This window comes from Janthinobacterium sp. GW822-FHT07H10 (genome assembly GCF_058798675.1).
The window spans coordinates 99,005-118,073 of the sequence record NZ_JBXAKS010000012.1 but is presented as its reverse complement, the minus strand read 5'-3'; the positions used below and the strand labels follow the sequence as shown (position 1 = coordinate 118,073).

At 64.7% G+C, this 19,069-nt stretch carries 14 protein-coding genes; 8 read left to right on the top strand and 6 right to left on the bottom strand.

The window, feature by feature from the left end; genetic code table 11:
• Window positions 1-149: 149 nt before the first annotated feature.
• The 4 genes from AC1RDJ_RS23245 to AC1RDJ_RS23230 all read left to right on the top strand — a co-directional run bounded on the left by AC1RDJ_RS23245 (window position 150) and on the right by AC1RDJ_RS23230 (window position 3,328).
• Window positions 150-497, top strand: coding sequence for an integration host factor subunit alpha (locus AC1RDJ_RS23245; protein WP_010399205.1), 348 nt, complete (start codon window positions 150-152; stop codon window positions 495-497).
• 10 nt (window positions 498-507) lie between these two features.
• Window positions 508-912 (top strand): MerR family transcriptional regulator, encoded by a 405-nt coding sequence (locus tag AC1RDJ_RS23240; protein ID WP_071323081.1) that lies wholly within the window; start codon window positions 508-510, stop codon window positions 910-912.
• Window positions 913-1,128: 216 nt separating this feature from the next.
• Window positions 1,129-1,761, top strand: coding sequence for a response regulator (locus AC1RDJ_RS23235; RefSeq protein ID WP_034783185.1), 633 nt, complete (start codon window positions 1,129-1,131; stop codon window positions 1,759-1,761).
• Window positions 1,762-1,912: 151 nt separating this feature from the next.
• Complete coding sequence (locus tag AC1RDJ_RS23230; protein WP_071323082.1) at window positions 1,913-3,328, top strand: sensor histidine kinase; 1,416 nt, start codon at window positions 1,913-1,915, stop codon at window positions 3,326-3,328.
• 70 nt (window positions 3,329-3,398) lie between these two features.
• On the opposite strand, the gene AC1RDJ_RS23225 is transcribed toward AC1RDJ_RS23230, so the two are convergent.
• Both AC1RDJ_RS23225 and AC1RDJ_RS23220 read right to left on the bottom strand, forming a co-directional pair.
• Entirely contained in the window at window positions 3,399-4,208 is an 810-nt protein-coding gene (locus AC1RDJ_RS23225) for a Crp/Fnr family transcriptional regulator (protein ID WP_071323083.1), read from the bottom strand.
• A gap of 229 nt (window positions 4,209-4,437) precedes the next feature.
• Window positions 4,438-6,492, bottom strand: coding sequence for a methyl-accepting chemotaxis protein (locus tag AC1RDJ_RS23220; RefSeq protein WP_493028836.1), 2,055 nt, complete (start codon window positions 6,490-6,492; stop codon window positions 4,438-4,440).
• Window positions 6,493-6,666: 174 nt separating this feature from the next.
• Between AC1RDJ_RS23220 and AC1RDJ_RS23215 the strand changes: the two genes are divergently transcribed.
• Window positions 6,667-8,367, top strand: a complete 1,701-nt coding sequence (locus tag AC1RDJ_RS23215; protein ID WP_442905901.1) for a peptide chain release factor 3 — start codon at window positions 6,667-6,669, stop codon at window positions 8,365-8,367.
• A 217-nt stretch (window positions 8,368-8,584) separates the two neighbouring features.
• Here AC1RDJ_RS23215 and AC1RDJ_RS23210 read toward each other — a convergent pair whose 3' ends face one another.
• A complete protein-coding gene (locus AC1RDJ_RS23210; RefSeq protein WP_493028835.1) occupies window positions 8,585-10,477 on the bottom strand; it encodes a putative bifunctional diguanylate cyclase/phosphodiesterase in 1,893 nt (630 codons plus the stop codon).
• Between the two features lie 612 nt (window positions 10,478-11,089).
• Here AC1RDJ_RS23210 and rnk point away from each other — a divergent pair.
• Window positions 11,090-11,497 (top strand): nucleoside diphosphate kinase regulator, encoded by a 408-nt coding sequence (gene rnk / locus AC1RDJ_RS23205; protein ID WP_198043895.1) that lies wholly within the window; start codon window positions 11,090-11,092, stop codon window positions 11,495-11,497.
• A 76-nt stretch (window positions 11,498-11,573) separates the two neighbouring features.
• Here the strand turns inward: rnk and AC1RDJ_RS23200 are convergent, their stop codons facing one another.
• From AC1RDJ_RS23200 to AC1RDJ_RS23190, 3 genes are all read right to left on the bottom strand, one after another.
• Window positions 11,574-12,602, bottom strand: coding sequence for a transporter (locus tag AC1RDJ_RS23200; protein WP_493028834.1), 1,029 nt, complete (start codon window positions 12,600-12,602; stop codon window positions 11,574-11,576).
• A gap of 116 nt (window positions 12,603-12,718) precedes the next feature.
• A complete protein-coding gene (locus AC1RDJ_RS23195) occupies window positions 12,719-13,417 on the bottom strand; it encodes a YXWGXW repeat-containing protein (RefSeq protein WP_493028833.1) in 699 nt (232 codons plus the stop codon).
• A gap of 187 nt (window positions 13,418-13,604) precedes the next feature.
• Entirely contained in the window at window positions 13,605-13,841 is a 237-nt protein-coding gene (locus tag AC1RDJ_RS23190; protein WP_071323087.1) for a hypothetical protein, read from the bottom strand.
• A gap of 334 nt (window positions 13,842-14,175) precedes the next feature.
• Here AC1RDJ_RS23190 and AC1RDJ_RS23185 point away from each other — a divergent pair, with 334 nt between their 5' ends.
• Both AC1RDJ_RS23185 and AC1RDJ_RS23180 read left to right on the top strand, forming a co-directional pair.
• Window positions 14,176-16,497: a coiled-coil domain-containing protein gene (locus tag AC1RDJ_RS23185; protein ID WP_493028832.1), complete on the top strand. Its 2,322-nt coding sequence runs from the start codon at window positions 14,176-14,178 to the stop codon at window positions 16,495-16,497.
• Window positions 16,498-16,516: 19 nt separating this feature from the next.
• A complete protein-coding gene (locus AC1RDJ_RS23180; RefSeq protein WP_493028831.1) occupies window positions 16,517-18,835 on the top strand; it encodes an SUMF1/EgtB/PvdO family nonheme iron enzyme in 2,319 nt (772 codons plus the stop codon).
• The last annotated feature ends 234 nt before the right edge of the window (window positions 18,836-19,069 follow it).

Here is a 19,069-nt window from a genome sequence, read left to right as displayed (position 1 = left end):
TGCGTGACGGCCGGCCCGCCGTCAACCGTTAACGCGTCCGCCATGTGGCGGACTCGGGCGCACAGAAAAGGCAGGGCAGGAAAATTAATAATAGCGACGTTGATTCCGCCGTACTGCAGTCCGCACTGGCCGCCGATCTGCATCGGGCCATGCTGGTTGCCAAAGTGCGCCAGGAAGCGGAAAAAGATTTACCCACCTTGACCAAGGCGGAACTGGCCGAACTGTTGTTCGAACAGGTGGGCCTGAACAAGCGCGAAGCGAAGGACATGGTCGAGACCTTCTTCGACGAGATCCGCAATGCGCTCGAGCGCGGTGAAGCCGTCAAGCTGTCCGGTTTCGGCAATTTCCAGTTGCGCGACAAGCCGCAACGGCCGGGCCGCAACCCGAAGACGGGCGAAGAGATTCCCATCACGGCACGCCGTGTCGTGACCTTTCATGCGAGCCAGAAGCTGAAGAGCATGGTCGAAGAGACCAGTCCGCTGGCCCGTGCTGCCTGAGTGAGTGGCGATGAACGAGCGCATCAGTAAAACCGAGTTGATCGCCTTGCCGCCCATCCCGGCCAAGCGCTACTTCACGATCGGCGAGGTGAGCGAGCTGTGCGGCGTCAAGCCCCATGTGCTGCGTTACTGGGAGCAAGAGTTTTCCCAGCTCAAGCCCGTGAAGCGGCGCGGCAACCGCCGCTATTACCAGCACCATGAAGTGCTGCTGATACGGCGCATCCGCGAACTGCTGTACGAGCAGGGCTTTACCATCAGCGGTGCGCGTAACAAGCTCGACAGCCGTGGCGCGGCGCATGCCGTCATCGACGATCTGCCGCTGCTGCCGGACGGCCCCTTGCTGCCGCAGGAAGCGCCGCTCGATCGCGTATGGATACGCAATGAATTAATTGCGATTTTAAACTTGCTAAAATAAGATTTGTACCAATATAGGTCGGGTTGTCCGATACCGACTGACTATACTGAATTGGCGCCACGCCTCGGCGCATTGTTTTCGCGCACGGCCGGTATCGTACGGTGCGCCGCATTTTGAATATAATGTTAATGTTGCGTTTTTGTTAGTAACGCTGAACCGGAGCAGCGTTCAGGTTCCGGTAGTCTTTCCCAGACCAGGAAAATTTAAGGGGAAACAATGATACGCGTTGCCATTTGTGATGATCACCAAATAGTACGAGCTGGATTCAAACAGATTTTTTCGTCGTCGAGCGATTTCAGTGTGGTGGCGGAAGCCGGTACGGGGCGCGAAGCGCTCGATATCGCCCGCCGCGAAATATGCGATGTATTGCTGCTCGATATAGCCATGCCCGATCAGAGCGGCATCGATACCTTGCGCACGATCCGCCAGGGCCAGCCGGAATTGCCCGTGCTGATCCTCAGCGGCTATCCTGCGCAGCAGTACGCGCTGAACCTGTTCAAGATGGGGGCGAACGGCTATCTGAACAAGGAATGCGAAGCCGACGAGCTGATGACGGCCGTGCGCACCGTGTTCCAGGGCCGCCGCTACGTCAGTTCCACCGTGGGCGAACTGCTGGCGCAGTCCTTCGACCGCGACACGAATGCCGCCCTGCATACGGAATTGTCGGACCGCGAGTTCCAGGTCTTCCTGCGCCTGGCGCGCGGCGCCACCGTGTCCGACATCGGCGTGGCCTTGTCGCTGAGCATCAAGACCGTGAGTACTTACCGTACGCGCATCATGGAAAAAATGGGCTTGCAATCCAACAGCGACTTGACCTATTACGCAATGAAAAACAATTTGCTTGACTAGCGCTGCGGTGCGATCATGGAAATATGATCGCTCAGCCAGCTAGCCAGGCACGACTTGATGTTGTGCAGTGCAGCAGTTTGTGGCGAGGACTATAATTGGCCGGCGCCGGCGCTCTCTCCCGCGCCGAACCTTGCTAAGGATGCACACCAGGATGTATTTCACCGCTGAACCGGCCCCGAATCACCGCCTGCCCCTGTACAAGACGATCCTGTGCGTGACTTGCGCCTTGCTGCTTGTACTCAATGGTTTCAGTCTCTTTCATAACCTGCAGTCGCTGAAGGGCACGAATGCCTTGCTCAGCCAGAGCGCCCGCGTGGCCGACCGCCTGCAGTATCTGAACGTGCTCGTGCTCGATGCGGAAAGCAGCTTGCGCGGCTATTTCATTTCCGGCTCGGAAACCTACCTGGGCCCGTCGAAGACGGCGTCCACGGAAATCGAAAACGAATTCAACGAGCTGCAGACCTTGCTGGCCGGCAGTCCCACGCAGCTGAAGAATCTGGCCCAGCTGAAAAGCTTGATCCGGCGCAAAATGTCGATGTTGCAACAGTCGATCGACGTCTACAAGCAGGGCGGGCTGGCCGAGATCGTCAATATTTCGCGCGTAACCGATGACCGCGCCACCATGGACGAGATCCGCCTGCAGGTGGTGATCATGACGCGCGAACAGAATGAAGCGCTGTCGTCCGGCAGCGCCGCCTTTTACCACGAGTACCAGAAAGCCGTCCTGCTGGGCATCGGCATCAATGCGCTGGCCATCCTCGTGCTGATCATGTTTTACCAGCTGGTGCGGCGCAGCTTCCAGAACCGCGCCGCCGTCGAGTATGCGCTGCAAAACGCCAACGACACCTTGGAATCGACGGTCAGCAAGCGTACCGAACAGTTATCCGTGCTGTCGCGTCATTTGATCAGCGTCAATGAAGTGGAAAAGGCGCGCCTGGCGCGCGAGTTGCACGATGAGCTGGGCGCCAACCTGACGTCGATCAGCATGGACCTGGGCGCCGTCACGCAGCAGCTGGCGCACGCGCAACCGGAACTGGCCGCCCAATTGCGCCGCGCCAAGGCGACGCTGCTGGAAACGGTGGAGCTCAAGCGCCGCATCGTCGAAGACTTGCGCCCCAGCCTGCTCGACAACCTGGGCCTGTGCGCCGCCATCGAAAGCTATTGCGAGGATTTTGCGCGCATGAGCTCGGTGCGCTGCGACACGGACGTGGCCATCAATATCGATAACCGCGAAGCGACGCTGACCATCGCGTTGTTCCGCATCGTGCAGGAATCGCTGACGAATATCCTGAAGTACGCGCGCGCCGGCATGGTCAGCGTGACCCTGAAGCGCAATGAGCACGGCCTGGTGCTGCGCGTCATCGACGACGGCATCGGCATCACGGAAGATGCGCTGCAAAAACCCATGTCGCACGGCTTGCTGGGCATGCGCGAACGGGCCTTGCTGCTGGGCGGCACCCTGACCGTGCGCCAGGGCCCGGAAGGCAAGGGCACATGCGTGGAAGCCGTGATCCCGCTGCCGCTGACGCCGGAGCCGGAAGACATCGACGCGGATGCCGAGGCGTAAAGTTTCTTGGTGCAAAAAAAATGGCCGGGCAAATCGCCCGGCCTTTTTTTGCCTGTCTTGTTGATTCAGATCAGCAGCGCGACACGTCGCGCAGCAGGCGGTCGTATTCCGTCTTGGCTACCTTGTAGCATTCGCCCGCATAGCATTCGAGGCCGGCGCGGTCCAGTACCGTGATATTGCCGCGGCGATAATGGATCAAGCCTTCTTCCTGCAGCTTGCCGGCGGCGGCCGTGATGCTTTCGCGGCGCACGCCGAGCATGATGGAAATGAGTTCCTGCGTCACTTTCAATTCGTTCGATGGCGAACGGTCCAGGCGGTCCAGCAGCCAGCGGCAGAGTTTTTGCTCGATCGAGCTGTGGCGGCCACCGACGGCGTTTTGCGCCATCTGCGCAAACAGGGCATTCGTATAGCGCATCAGCAACTGGGGCAGGGCGCCGCCCTGGTTGAAGGCATCGCGCAAGCTTTGCGTTTTCAGGCGGTAGCCGTAGCCGGCGCTCTGCACGACAGCCGTGCACATGGCGCGTTCGCCAGCCAGCAGCGAGGCACCGGCCACGCCTTCATGGCCGACGACGGCGATTTCCGTGGTGGCGCCGTCTTCCATCACATACAGCAGCGAAATGATGGCCGTGGTAGGGAAGTAGCTGTATTCGAGGTTGTTGCCGTAGGCATACAGTTCCTTGCCGAATGGCAGTTCCACCAGTTCCAGGTCTTCGAACAGCGATTCGAGCGCCGCGCGCGGCAAGGCGCCCAGCAATTCATTTTGTTGAGCACTACTGAGGCTAACCCGCGACGCAAGCTTGATTTCCCGGCCGGCCGCCGGCATGGCGCGCGGCAGCAACTGGTTCTTCTGGACCGGGGTGCTAAGTTGAGTATGGTTCATAGTATTCCTCACAGGCTTTTTACATCGGAGTGCGACTGCCGCGTTGCTGGCTGAAACAAGCCGCCGCTCCATTCGGTAACAGCGTTTTTTTTCAGCCGCGCGGTGCAGATCGCGATGTAGCTACTTTAAAAGCTTATGTAAGTGGCGAACATAAGATTAGCAGTCGCCACTTTGTAGTCTCTTTTGAGGCGAAATTGTAGTCCTAGTCCTACATGCACACTTTTGACTGTCAAGCCTTGCGCCGTTGTGTGCGATTTTGTGATATTACGCGCGGTTTATTCGCGCTCCACAGGCCGGCCGGACGCACGCTGGGCAAGCCTTCGCGGCTGGCCGGCACCGCTGCCGGGCGCGCGCTGGCGGCGTCGCTTTCATGCAGGCGGAAGCGGCTGACGGCCTGCGTCAGCGCCTCGCCCTCCTGGTGCAGGCGCTGCGAGCCGGCGCGCGCCTCGTCGACCAGGCCCGCGTTCTGGCGCGTCATGTCGTCGATCTGCGCCAGGGCGCCATTGATCTGCGTGATCTCGGCATTCTGCTCGGCGCCGGCGCTGCTGATGCGCCCGATCACCACGGCCACCTGCTGCACTGCGTCCACCACCTGGCGCATGGTGCTGCCGGCCGTGTTGACCAGTTCGCCGCCGGCGTCCACGGTGGCGACGGAATCGCCGATCAGGCGCTTGATTTCCAGCGCCGCCGCCGCCGAGCGCTGCGCCAGGCTGCGCACTTCGGATGCCACCACGGCGAAGCCGCGTCCCTGTTCGCCGGCGCGCGCCGCTTCCACGGCCGCGTTCAGGGCCAGGATGTTGGTCTGGAAGGCGATGCCGTTGATGACGCCGATGATGTCGACGATCTTGTGCGAGCTGGCCTTGATCGAGGCCATGGTCTCGACGACGGCGCTGACGGTCTCGCCGCCGCGCAGGGCCACCTCGGCCGCGGACGCCACCAGCGTGCGTCCCTGTCCTACGTGGGCTTCGTTGCGGCCCACGGTGGCCGTCAGCTCGCGCATCGAGCCCACGGTGGCCCCCAGCGCTTCCGATTGCGTGGCCGTGTGGCCGGACAGGGCGGCGTTGCCCTGCGCGATGTCGGCGCCGGCCGCCGCGATGACGGCCGCGCCGCCGCGGATTTCCTGCACCAGGGTGGCCAGGCCATGCGTCATGGCGCCGAAGTCGCGCACCAGGTCGCCGATCTCGTCGTGCGCCTGCGAGGTGATGCGCTGCGACAGGTCGCCCGCCGCCGCCGCTTTCACGGCCACGCGCAGTTGCGTGACGTCGCGCGCGAAGGCGGCGTAGAAGCCGGCGCACAGGTAGGCGGCAGCCAGCAGCACCAGCAGCATGGCGGCCAGGATCAGCGCGCGGCGCGCCTGGTCGCGCGCGATGCGCTCGGCCAGCAGATGGTCGAGCGCGCCGGCGGAGGCGCCAGAGAGCGCGTGCAGGGCGTCGATGGCCTGCATGCCGGCCGCGTGGAATTGCGCGCCCGAGGTCTGGTCGTAGGAATTCGTCACTTCATTCTTCGTGCGCTCGAGGAAGGCCAGTGCGGCCGGCAGCGCCTTCAGGGCCGGCTGCAGGCTGGCGTCCAGTGCCGGCTTGGCGGCGATGATTTCCGCGTAGCGGGCAGGCAGGCGTTCCAGTTCGTGGCGCGCGATCAGGGCGTTGGCGTTGACAAGCTGGTCTTCATTCGCTTCGAACAGGCCCGTGTCGATGTAGGCGGCGCCGCGCCCGGCGATGTCGGCCAGGCCCTCGGCCAGGTCGGGCAGCGTGGCCGTAAACACGGCGCTCAGGTGATTGGCGCCCGCGTCCGGGTCCAGGCTCAGGTGCGAACGGTCGGCCACCAGCTGGCTCAATTTGCCCGCCTGGCGCAGCAGCGCCGTGTGCGCCGCGTAGCTGTCGCGCGCCGTGATGGCGGCCTGGCGGCCCAGCAGGGCTTGCCATTGTTTGACCAGCTCGGCCGCCTGCGGCAGGCCGGCGCCGGCCGGCATGCGGCCCAGGGCTGCCAGCGCTGCCGTGATGCGCGGGTTCAGGGCCGTATTGTCCATGCCCGCCTTGCCGCTCAGGCGCAGGTGCTCGAGGCCGCGCCGCTGCTGCAGCAAACGCGTGCCTTCCTGCAGCTGGCGCACATATGTCACGCCCCGCTGCGCATCCTGCGCCTGCGCCAGCGACTTGCCCAGTTCCGAGATCAGCAGGGTAGTCGCCAGCGCCAGCGGCAGCAGGAAAACGAGGCAGACGAGCATGAATTTGGGCAGCAGGCGCAAGCGCTGCATGAGACGGATGGCGGGGGTGAGGAGCATTTTCATCGGGTTTCCAGGGTAGGGTGACAACATTTCTGCAGTGCAATGTTGCCTGCCAATTGTGACCCCTTGATGAAGCGGGCCCCGGCATGTCCATTTTTGCCGCGCCCGGGAGTGGAACAGTTCACACGGAGTGCCCAACCTTCTGTAAAATCGAGGGTTTTTTGCGAGGGCCATATTATGGTCACCAATATGGCCAACGAGAACGACATCACTACCCCCGATTCCACCGACAGCGCAGACAGCGCGACCGATTCCGCCAGCAGCGCCGTCAGCAGCAAGGCGCCGGCCGTGATCGCGCGCGAAGTCAAGCGCCGCCGCACCTTCGGCATCATTTCCCACCCGGATGCGGGTAAGACCACCTTGACGGAAAAACTGCTGCTGTTCTCGGGCGCGATCCAGATGGCCGGTACCGTCAAGGCGCGCAAATCGGGCCGCCACGCGACGTCGGACTGGATGGAGATCGAGAAGCAGCGCGGCATTTCCGTCGCTTCCTCGGTGATGCAGTTCGAATTCCGCGACCACGTCGTCAACCTGCTTGACACCCCGGGTCACCAGGACTTCTCGGAAGATACCTACCGCGTGCTGACGGCCGTCGATTCGGCGCTGATGGTGATCGATGCGGCCAAGGGCGTGGAAGCGCAGACGATCAAGCTGCTGGCCGTCTGCCGCATGCGCAATACGCCTATCGTCACGTTCATGAACAAGATGGACCGCGAGACGCGCGACCCGCTGGAACTGCTCGACGAGCTCGAATCGGTGCTGAAGATCCAGTGCGCGCCCGTCACCTGGCCTATCGGCATGGGCAAGAACTTCCGCGGCGTGTACCACCTGCTGAACGACGAAATCATGCTGTTCAAGGCCGGCGAGGAAAAAGCCGACGGCGCCTTCGAAATCATCAAGGGCATCGACAACCCGCGCCTGCAGGAGATGTTCCCGCTCGAGATGGACCAGCTGCGCATGGAAGTGGAGCTGGTGCACGGCGCCTCGCATCCGTTCAACCTGGACGAATTCCTCTCCGGCGTGCAGACGCCCGTGTTCTTCGGCTCGGCCATCAACAACTTCGGCGTGCGCGAGATCCTCTCCGCGCTGGTCGACTGGGCGCCGGCGCCGCGCGAGCGCGACGCCACCGTGCGTTCCGTCGATCCGACCGAACAGCCATTCACGGGCTTTGTCTTCAAGATCCAGGCGAATATGGACCCGGCCCACCGCGACCGCATCGCCTTTTTGCGCGTGTGCTCGGGACGTTTCGAGCGCGGCATGAAGGTCAAGCATTTGCGCCTGGGGCGTGAAATCAAGGTGTCGAACGTGGTGACGTTCATGGCATCGTCGCGCGAACAGGTGGAAGAGGCGTACGCGGGCGACATCATCGGCTTGCCGAACCATGGCAACATGCAGATCGGCGACAGTTTTTCCGAAGGCGAGATGCTGACGTTTACGGGCATTCCGTACTTCGCGCCGGACTTCTTCCGCTCCGTGCGCATCCGTAATCCCCTGAAAATCAAGCAGTTGCACAAGGGCTTGCAGCAGCTGGGCGAAGAGGGCGCGGTGCAGGTCTTCAAGCCGGTGCTGGGCGGCGAACTGGTGCTGGGCGCCGTCGGCGTGCTGCAGTTCGAGGTGGTGGCCAGCCGCCTGCTCAACGAATATGGCGTCGACGCCGTCTTCGAAGGCACCAGCATCAGCAGTGCCCGCTGGGTCAGCTGCGACGACAAGCGCGTGCTGCAGGACTTCGAGAACGCGCTGGGCCACAACGTGGCCTACGATGCGGCCGGCAATATGGCCTACCTGGCCACGTCGGGCGTGAACCTGCGCCTGACGGAAGAGCGCTGGCCGAAGCTGACCTTCCACGCCACGCGCGAACATTCGGCCAAGCTGGCTTGATGTAGCGCTGGCGGTGTCGGATTACGCGCCTAGCGCTAATCCGACCTACGCGCACCCTTGTTCAGACCGGCAGGCGTCGGCTCACGCGCCTTGCGCTAAGCCGGCCTGCCCGTTGATGGCGTAGGTCGGATTAGGCCAACGGCCGTAATCCGACAAGTGGCAGCTCGGATTAGCGCGGCAACGCCGTGCGTCATCCGACACCATGGTTGGCGGCAATTCAAGCCGGCAGGATCGTCCGCGTGCTCCAGTCGCGCCGCTCCAGCAGCAGGGCCGTCAGCTGCGCCGCCGTCATGGGGCGCGCGAAGAAGAAGCCCTGCACATTGTCGCAGCCGGCTTTTCTCAGAAATTCCACTTGCTGCAGGGTTTCCACGCCTTCGGCCACCACTTTCAAATGCAGGCTGTGCGCCATGGCGATGATGGCCGTGACGATGGCTTCGCCTTCGCCGGGCAAATCGTGCACGAAGCTGCGGTCGATCTTCAACTGGTCGATCGGCAGGCGCTTCAGGTAGGACATCGAGGAATAGCCGGTGCCGAAGTCGTCGACGGAGAGGTGGATGCCCGTTTCCTGCAGGCGCCGCATCAGTTCCACGTTGGCGTGGATATTGTCCATCAACACGCCTTCCGTGATTTCCAGCTCCAGCAAGCCGTGCGGCAGCTGCGTTTCATGCAGGATGGCGCGGATATCGTCCATCAGCCCCGGATCGCGCGCCTGGCAGGCCGACAGGTTGACGGCCACGTGTTCCAGCGAGTCGAGCAAGCCCGCCTTGCACCAGGCGGCCGCCTGGCGGCAGGCGCTTTGCAGCACCCAGCGTCCCAGTTCGACGATGATGCCGCTTTCCTCGGCCACGGGAATGAATTCGGCGGGGCTCAGCTGGCCCATCTCGCGGCAGTTCCAGCGTATCAGCGCCTCGACGCCGACGATGCGGCCGCTGCGCAAGTCGATCTGCGGCTGGTAGTGCACATACAGTTCCTCGTTTTGCAGCGCCTTGCGCAGGTTGGCCTCCATGCGCAGGCGGCGCTGGGCGCGCAGTTCCATTTCCGACTGGAAGACGGCATAGCGGTTCTTGCCCTGGTGCTTGGCGTGGTACATGGCCGTATCGGCATTGCGCGTCAGGGTCGCCACGTCCTGCGCGTCGAACGGGTACAGGCTCACGCCGATGCTGGCGCTGACGTACAGCTGGTGGCCTTCGAGGGCGAACGGCTCGGCCAGCACGGCGAGGATCTTGCGCGCCACGCTGGCCATTTCCGAGGCGTCGTCGGCCGGTTCGACGATGACGACGAATTCATCGCCGCCGATGCGGCAGATGATGTCGGTGGTGCGCAGGATGGCCACCAGGCGCTCGGACACCAGCTTGAGCAGCTGGTCGCCGCAATGGTGGCCCAGGGTGTCGTTGACGACCTTGAAGTTGTCCAGGTCCAGCAGCAGCAAGCCCACGCTGCTGTCCTGGCGGTCGGCGCGCGCCAGCGCGTAGGCCAGCGCATCGTTGAACTCATGCCGGTTCGGCAGCTGCGTGACGGGATCGACGTGGGCCAGGTAGTGCAGATGGTTTTCCGCATGCTGGGCGGCGATGCGCGTGCGCCGCACCATCAGCACCGTCAGGCCGAACGCGCACAGGCTCACCAGCAGGGTGAAGGCGGCAAAGTGCGCCAGGCTGCGGTATTGCTGTGCCAGGCTGGCGCGCAGGAACAGGGCGCCGCCGCCAGGCAGCGGCTTGAGCAGGCTGGCGTTGCCGGCCAGCAGGTCGACGTGTAGACCGGCAACGGGGGCGGCTGGCGCGGCACCGGCGTTGCTGCGCGCGTAGCGGGCAAACGGCGCGCCGTAGGGCGTGTAGAGCAGGGCTTGCTGGATATGGGGGGCCGCCGCGAGGGGGGCGAGAACTTGTTCTGCGGCAAGACGATTGTCCTGGCGCAAGGCCACGGTGGCGGCGGGCGCCAGCATGTCGGCCTGGATGTGCAGGCCGCGCTGCAATGCCGCCTGCAGGGAAAACCATTGGAACAAAATCAGCAGCAGGCTGGCGCCGGCCAGCATGGCCGCCGCGGCCAGCAGGTTCAGCCTGGCTATCCGGTCGCCGCGCAACTGCGCCGACGGCAGCATCAATGGCGCCATCATGACGCCGTTTCCTGCCGGCCCCGCCTGCCGCCGCCCCGTGTGAACCTGCCTCGCCCTGCCATACTTTACGTTCCAGTCTGATGAAAACCGAAGTGAGCCGGAACTCTCAACGTGTTGTTAAGGCCGACATATTGTCATTTTGTAGCGTGAAAGTACAGGGTATGCGGCAATTTTGTGCGCCTGCCGCAGATGGGCGGCGGCAGGCAATGCGATAGCGAAGCGGTAAGGGCAGGCAGGCGCAAGACAAAAATCGGAGCATGTCTTTCTAATAATAATCGAATCTGAATTTTAATCCTTTTTTTGCGCGCCGGGTTTTTCCTCGCAAAGACATGCCAAGCGTAAACAAAATGCCATCAGGAATAACTTCTCGGCACCCGGGAAAATCGGGCAGTCCGCGCGGCGGTTTACTTTCGGTATAAATATTACCTTGCAAGTCATTGATTCTAATAAATTTTAATGGGGAATGCGCGAACGCTATGGCCTTGCTCCGCGAGTTCGTCCATAATCCGCTGATGATGGACGTTCTGATGCTGTTTGTTTTGTCTCGCGCGGCCAAGTACGGCGCCGCCAGCAAAACCGGACGTCGCCCTAATGATAATCAGTGAGGATATCTTGGAAAAAAAACCAAAAATTATTTTGTCGTCACAAGACCTGGAACGACTGGAAGCGTTGTTGTATGCCTTGGGAAATAACCTGTCGCCGGACAAGGCCGCCTTGCTGGAAGAGCTGGGCCGCGCCGAGGTGCTCGAGCCGCAGGAAATTCCGCCCACCGTCGTGACGATGAACTCCACCGTGCGTTTCACGGTGGAGAACAAGGATGAGTTCTGCCTGACGCTCGTGTATCCGAAGGATGTGGAAGGCCAGGCCGACCGCATTTCCGTGCTGGCGCCCGTCGGCAGCGCGCTGCTGGGCCTGTCCGTCGGCGACAGCATCGCCTGGCCCATGCCCGGTGGCGTGGTGAAGGTGAAGATCGAAGAAATCGTTTATCAGCCTGAACGGGCCGGCGAATACCACCGCTAAGTACCGCAAGCTCCATGGCGGACGGCGCCTGCCGTTCGCCCGCATGGCCGTGTATCCGATACCGTGTTTCCGATAATTAGGTATTGCGTTGCACGCGCACCACCACCCATCCGGCCACGACTGTAAATGTGACGATGATGGCGACGATGATCCAGAAGCCCTGCGGATGCTGGGCCAGCGGAATTCCCCCCACATTCATGCCCAGCATGCCGGCAATGATGTTGATCGGCAACGCCAGCACGGTGACGATGGTCAGCACGAACAGGCTGCGGCCGTTTTCCTCGTTGACCCGGGCGGCAATCTCTTCCTGCAACAGCTTGATGCGTTCCTGCAGCGAGGACATATCGCTGAGCACGACGGAAAATTCCTCCGTCGACTGGCGCAATTCCAGGCTGTCCAGTTCCGACACCCACGCGGGCGGGCGTTGCAGCAGGCGGAACAGGGCCGCCGGCTCCGGCGCCAGCAGGCGCTGCAGCCGCACCAGCACGCGGCGCATGGAACCGAGGTCTTCGCGTTTGGGCACCAGGCGCCCGGCCAGCAGATGGTCCTCGATATCGTCGACCCGCGCCACGGCGTCGCGCACGATGTTGACCAGCACGTCGGCCTGGTCGCGCAGCAAATGGATCAGCAGTTCGACCGACGAGCGGATCGGCTCGCGGTTCTTGAGGACGGCCTGGCGCAGGCGCTCGATCGACTGCAGCGGCGCGCGGCGCGCCGTGATGACGAGGTCCTGCGCCACGCTGGCCCACATGGTGGCGATGTCGGACGCCTCGAACGAGAAATTGTGCACCACATCGTTGACGACGGCGATCAGGGTGTTTTCCGCCTGCTCGATGCGCGTCGAACGGGAACCCTGATGCAGGGTTTCATAGAATTCGTCGGCCAGCCGGGTGTGCGCCAGCAGCCATTTTTCGCTGGCCGCATGCGACAGATTGAAGTGCAGCCAGACGAATTCCTGCGCCGGGCGCGCCGCGCCATCGGCCAGCCAGGCCAGCGCGGCCCTTGAGTCGAGCGCCAGCGGCTGCGTTTCGCGACCAAACAGGAAGCCCCAGACCAGGCCCGAGGTGTCCGAACCATATGTAAAGCCGGCAGTTTCCATCGCCATCGTGAATCTTTCTCGCGCAGTGTGATTGATCGTCGCGCGATTCTAATACACGGATGTGTCTGGGGCATGACAAGGCCACCGCGATGGGTGGCCTTGTGGGGGACTACGGCCGCGTGTTAACTGCGGCGCGGGTTGTCGGGCCGGTGATCGTCGCGGTTCGGCACGCCGTCACCGTCGCGGTCATGGCGGTTGCCATTGTCGCGGTCATAGCGGTTGGGGATGCCGTCGCGGTCGCGGTCGCCGTTCGGGCCGCGTGGGGACCAGCGGCCTTGCTCCATCTGCCAGCGGCCGTCGCGCTGGTTCCAGGCGGGCGGCGCATACACATAGCCGGGACGTTCGGCGATCCACACGCCCGGCGTCCAGGCGTAGCGCTGGGCGCGCCATTCCCAGTGGCCGGGCGCCCAGACGTAGCCGCGGCGCGCGCGGGGGATGGCTTCGCGGCGCGGCGGCGGCGGGGCGTTGCGGATCTCGTCATAGCGCACGGGCTGCACCTGCGCCGCGACCCAGCCGCCGCGGTCCAGGCGCCAGCGGTTGTTTTCCTGTATCCAGGCGGCGCGGCGGTAATGATTGCCGCCCCGTTCGCGCAGCCATTCGCCATTCGTCCAGACGTGGCGCTGGCCGTCCCAGTTCCAGTAGCCCGGCGCCCAGACATAGCCGCTGCGCGCGGGCGGCACGCTTTCGAACCGTGGCGGGGGCGGGGCGTTGCCGATGACAATGCTGACGCCGACCTGGCTTTGCGCCATGGCTTGCGCAGGCAGGAAAGCCGCGGTGCTGATGGCGAGCATGGCTGCTGCGTAGAGTGTGATGGGTTTCATTTCCGTCTCCATTTCGGTAATTGCGTGAAATGGACTATAGCGACTTGCTGGCGGCGGATACGCCTTTGATTCAACTTATTACAATTGACACAATGCTGTGTGTCCGTGTATCCGTGGCGGATACAAATGGCGGCCTGGCGCGGGTGGGAAAAGGGGCGCCAGGCGGCGTGGGGTCGGCATGCGGCGCTCAGATGGTGCTGGCGCTGGCGTTGGCCAGCATGGCCTGGCGCTCTTCGATCAGCGAGATCTTTTTCTCGTGTTCCGTCATGCGCTTGGCGCTGACCACCACCACGGGGATGGCGCCCGCTTGGGCCACGTCGGCCATGTTGGCGGCCGATGGCTGCATGAAGCTGACATAGCTGGCGCCGCAAGCGATGGCGACGGCGACGGTGAAGATGGCTTCCATGTTTTTCAGGGTTTTCATGATATGTCCTTTCGGGTGGCGGGTGGGTCTGCATGCACTGTAGCCATGCGCGCGCCCGGCCGCCATGCGCATGCGACCGGACGCGTTTTTGGCGGGATGGCCTGCAAAAAAACGGCGCTGAAACGCCTGCGCATGGGGCCGGCAGCGGCACCGCTTGAATTGAGGGCTAAATAGCCCTGTATCCGGGCATATGAATGCAATTGCCGCATGGCATTATTTAAGACTGGACGGTGTTACGCACATGCCGCGCGCGGCGCGTGCCTGGCATGCCGTCCTGCTAGAATCGGCACAGCAGCCCGGTTGCGCACACGATCATTTTCATCAGGAGTCACACATGTTCCAATTGTTTGGTTTTGGCGGCGCCCGCTGTCCCCGTTGCGAGCACCGGAACGGTGCCGCCGCAGGCTACTGCGCGCAATGCGGCCTGTCGCTGGGCGCGCCCGACAGTGACGCGGTGCTGCACGCCAACCAATGGCACCTGGCCGACGAGCAGCTGGCCCTGTTTTTCGGCGTGCGCGAACTATCCTCGCTGTTCGGCGGCGCGGCGCGCCGCCTGCAGGTGCCGGCCGGGACGCGCGCCTGGATCGTGCAAACGGACGCTTTCACCTTGATACCCGCAGGCGACTACGACAGCGCCGCCTTTTTTGTCCGCCTGCCCGCGCTGCTGCCGGCGCGCCCGGCCGAAGTGCTGATCGCGCGCGCCGATGCGCTGGCGCTGGCATTCGACCTGCCCGACCTGGCCAGCACGGAAATGCTCTCCATCGCCGCCAGCCTGCGCATCGACATCGCGCTGGGCCAGCCCGATGCGTTCGCGCGCCAGTTCATGCGCGCGCCGGGCGCCGTTACGCGCGCCCACCTGCACGCCTTGCTGCTGCCCTCCGTGCGCCAGATCGCGCTGGAATTCATCGGCAGCCGCGCCTTGCGCGAGATGGACGCCAACGCCGACTTGCGCCCGGAACTGAACGAACGCCTGCAATCGGCGCTGACGCAGCGCCTGGCGCCGAGCGGCCTGGCCGTGGCGCGCGTGGAAACGCTGGCGCTGCGCCACGACAAGCGCGAGGGCGAGGGGGCTGCCTGCATCGGCACCCTGTGGCTGGGCGGCTTGCCGGCGCAGGAGCTGGAGCAGCACAGCATGGAGCGCATGAAACAGCTCGACCAGCTGTATGACGAGGAAGAGTGGCAGCGCATCCGCCGCGAAGAGATGGCGGCGCGCCATGCGCAGCGCCGCGCCGAGCTGCAGCAGGATGCGACGGTGGGGAAGGCCGAGCTGGGCCACCAGGAAGCGGAACGCCTGCAGGCGCTGCGCGGGCGCCAGATCGACCTGTATGGCCGCATCCTGGAAGCGAAATCGCGGCGCCAGGCGCTCGACCATGGCGCCGCGCTGGCGCTGGGCGAGCTGGAACAGGAACTGGCGCAGAAGGGTGCGCAGCGGGCCGACGAAGCGGCCAACTGGGAGCACGTGCGCGCGCTGGCGGCCATCAGGATGCGCGGCGAGCTGGAATTGTCGCAGCTGAACGGGCGCGAGCAGATCCAGCTGGCGCAGCAGCGTTTCACGCACCAGGTGCACCTGCAGGCGATCGCGCAGCAGATCGAAAGCGCGCTGCTGATCGACGACGAGGCGGGCCGCCGCACGCAGCTGGCGCGCCTGCGCCAGGCCGAGATGGAGGCGGCGCAGCGCGAGGCTCAGCTGGAGGCGGAGCAGCACAAGGCCGCCTGGCAGGGCCTGATGCTGGCCAATGCGGCGCGCAAGCGCGAGGCGGAGCGGGTACAGGAATGGGAAGAGCAGATGCAGCTGGCGCGCCAGCGCGAATTGCTGCGCGCCGAGGCGCACAAGGATGAAGCGGCGCAGGTGCAGGCGGCGGAGATCGCGGAAAAGGTCGCCGCCCTGCGCCGTGGCGGCGCGCGCGAGGACGCCATCGCGCAGCAGGAAAAGCTGCTGCGCACGATTGAGGCCGATGGCGTGCACGCGCGCCAGCTGCAGCAGCAGGCGCACCTGGCGCAGCTCGACGCGCTGGCCATCGAGGAACAGCGCCAGCAACTGCGCCAGCTGGAGCAGGAAGCGCAATGGCAGCGCGACTTGCTGGCCATGGCGCAGCAGCGCGACAGCGATTACGCGCGCTGGAAGGGCGAGTACGAATCCCTGCTGGCGCAGCAGGCGCATGCGGCCGAACTGGCGCGCATCGACATCGACCGCATCGAAAAGATCGGCAGCCTGAGCGACACGGGCAAGGTGGCCATGGCGGACGGCCCGAATGCGGCCGCGCTGGCGCAAGTGCTGCGGGTGCAGCTGCAGGCGGGCATGAGCGCCGAGCAGATCCACGCGCTGGCGGCGCTGGCCGCCGCCGAGAACAGCATTTCCCCCGCCGATGCGCTGCGCATGGCGCAGGACAGCGCGGCGCAGGAGCGCAGCTACCTGGAAGTCCAGGCCGAGCGCGAACGGCGCCAGCAGCTCGACCTGATCAACCTGCAGAATGCGGCGCACGCGCATGGCTTGACGGCGCAGGCGCAGCTGGGCGTGGCCGTGGCGCAGGCCCTGCAGCCAGGTGTCGTGCCGGGCGCCGCTGCGCCGCTGCGCTGCAAGAACGGCCATGCGCAGCGCGCCGGCCACCCGGAAGACAAATTCTGCGCCGCCTGCGGCGTCGCCCTGCAGCCTTGATGGAAGCGTTTCACCCCAGATGATGCAAAAAGCACGAGACAAACTGCGGGAACTGCGCGCCCTCCACGACGACGGGCTGCTCAGCGAGCAGGAATTTGAACGCCGCAAGAACGCCATCCTCGACGCCGAATACGCGCCGCCCGGTGCCGCGCCGGTGTCCGCTCCGCTGCCGGTGCGCCAGGGCACGGAACTGGGCTTCATGGCGGGCCAGGAAATCGGCCCGCAAAACCGCCGCTACCGGCTCGAACGGCTGATCGGCACGGGCGGCATGGGGCAGGTGTGGCAAGCCACCGACCTGGCCACGCACGCGGAGCTGGGCAGCAGCGAAATGGTGGCGCTGAAGATATTGCCGCCGCAGCTGACGCAGAGCGCCACGCATGCCAAGCTGCTGATCGAGGAAGCCACCCAGGCGAGAAAACTGGCGCATGAAAACATCGTGCGCGTCTACGAATGGGCGCAGGATCCGGCCACGGCCAGCTATTTCATCATCATGGAATGCCTGGACGGCGAAGACCTCGAACACTACCTGGGGCGCGAGGGCGCGCTGTCGCTGCCGGCCGTGCAGGAATTGCTGCAACCGGTGGCGGACGCCCTGTCGTATGCGTGGGAAAAGCACAAGCTCGTGCACCGCGACCTGAAACCCGGCAATGTCTTCCTGACGGCGAAGGGCGATATCAAGCTGCTTGACTACGGCATCGCCTCGCGCGTGCGCAATGCCGACAGCAGCCTGGCGCTGGACATGCCGAATGCGGGCACGCAGGGCTACCGGGCGCCGGAAGCGGGCGCGCACCAGCGCCAGCCCAGCCCGCGCCTGGACGTGTATGCGGTGGCGGTGATGATTTACCAGATGCTGGAAGGGCGCATGCCGTTTGACGGCTTGCGCAGCGCCAGCCTTTTGCCGTCGGCGCCGCAGGCGCTCAACGCGGCCCAGTGGCAAGTGCTGCAGAACGGCTTTTCCCTGACGGCGGAATTGCGCCCGCAATCGGTGCAAGCCTTGCTGGAAGGGCTGGAGCGGGCCGCCGGGCCTTCGCCGGAGGAACTGGCGGAGCTGGCGCGCCAGGAACAGGCGCGCCTGGCGCAACAGCAAAAACAGGCGGCGCTGGCGGCGGAGCAGGCGCGCGAGGAAGAACTCAAACAGGCACGCGCGCGCCAGGAAGAGCTGGACCAGCGCCGCAAGGCCGAGATCCAGGCGGCCGCGCTGGAAAAGCAGCGCCAGGACAAGGTGCGCCGCGAGCAGGAAGCGCAGCGCCACTTCGAGGCGGAAGAGGCGCGCAAGCTGCGCAAGGAAGCGTTGCGCGGCCAGTTGCGGGCGCGCCGCGAAGCCGATGCGGCGACGGCCTTGCAGGAACACCAGGAATTGCAGCGCAAGGCCATCGTCGCGAAAGCGGAAGCGGCCTATCGCGCCGAGCAGGAACGGGCGCGCCGCGAAGAGGCCAGCCGCGCCGCGGCGCAGCAGCTGCAGCCGCCAGCGCCGGCGCCGGCGGCTGCCGAAACGGAACATGCGGAGCCGGTGGCGAATGCGGAAGGCGTGCTGCGTGACGATTTTCTCGATGGCTCGGGGCAGGGCCCGGAACTGGTGCTCATTCCCAGCGGCCGCTTCCAGATGGGGGCGCACGAGACGGAGCACAAGGCGGCCCTGCAGGCCGGTTCGCAGCAGAGCTGGCTGGAGCGCGAGACGCCGCAGCACTGGGTCGGCATCGAGCGCCCGTTCGCGCTGGCGCGCCACCCTGTCAGCGTGGGCGAATGGCGCGCCTTCGTGAAAGCGACGGGGTGGGAGGCGGGCGGCGCGGAAACGGACTGGGATAATCCCGGTTTCGTGCAAACCGAGCTGCACCCGGTGGTGGGCGTGAGCTGGAATGACGCGCAGCTGTACCTGGCGTGGCTGAGCGAGCGCACGGGCCGGCAGTACCGGCTGCCCAGCGAAGCGGAATGGGAGTACGCGTGCCGCGCCGGCACGCGCACGGCCTTCAACGTGGGCGACACCATCAGCACCGAGCAAGCCAACTACGACGGCCTGTATGTGTATAACGGCGGCCCGCGCGGCGTGTACCGGGGCGGCACCAGCCCGCTGGGCACTTTCGCGCCGAATCCCTGGGGCCTGTTCGACATGCACGGCAATGTGTGGGAGTGGGTGCAGGACGTCGTGCACGACAATTACCAGGGCGCGCCCGTCGACGGCAGCGCGTGGGAAGAGGGCAGCGACAGCAGCCGGCGCATCCTGCGCGGCGGCTCGTGGCTGTACCACCCGCGCTACCTGCGCTCGGCCCTGCGCAACGGCTTTTCCACCGTGCTGTCGAACGATATCGTCGGTTTCAGGGTGGCGCGCACGCTCGATTAGGGGGCATGCCGCGGTTGCAAATCAACCGTCCTGGCGGACCGCGCCGGAGTGTCCGTGAGCCGCCAGCTGCTCATCCTGCGCGCCTGCCTGCCCCTTGCTTCACGCGACGGGCGCGGCATTCAGCCGGGTCGCGCCGGACCTGGGCTTGCGATGGCGCCGACGCCCGACGCCCTGTGCCGCATCAAACGGAGGCAGGCCGCCCGGGGGCGGGCTGCGCAAAGCGGGCAAACGGTG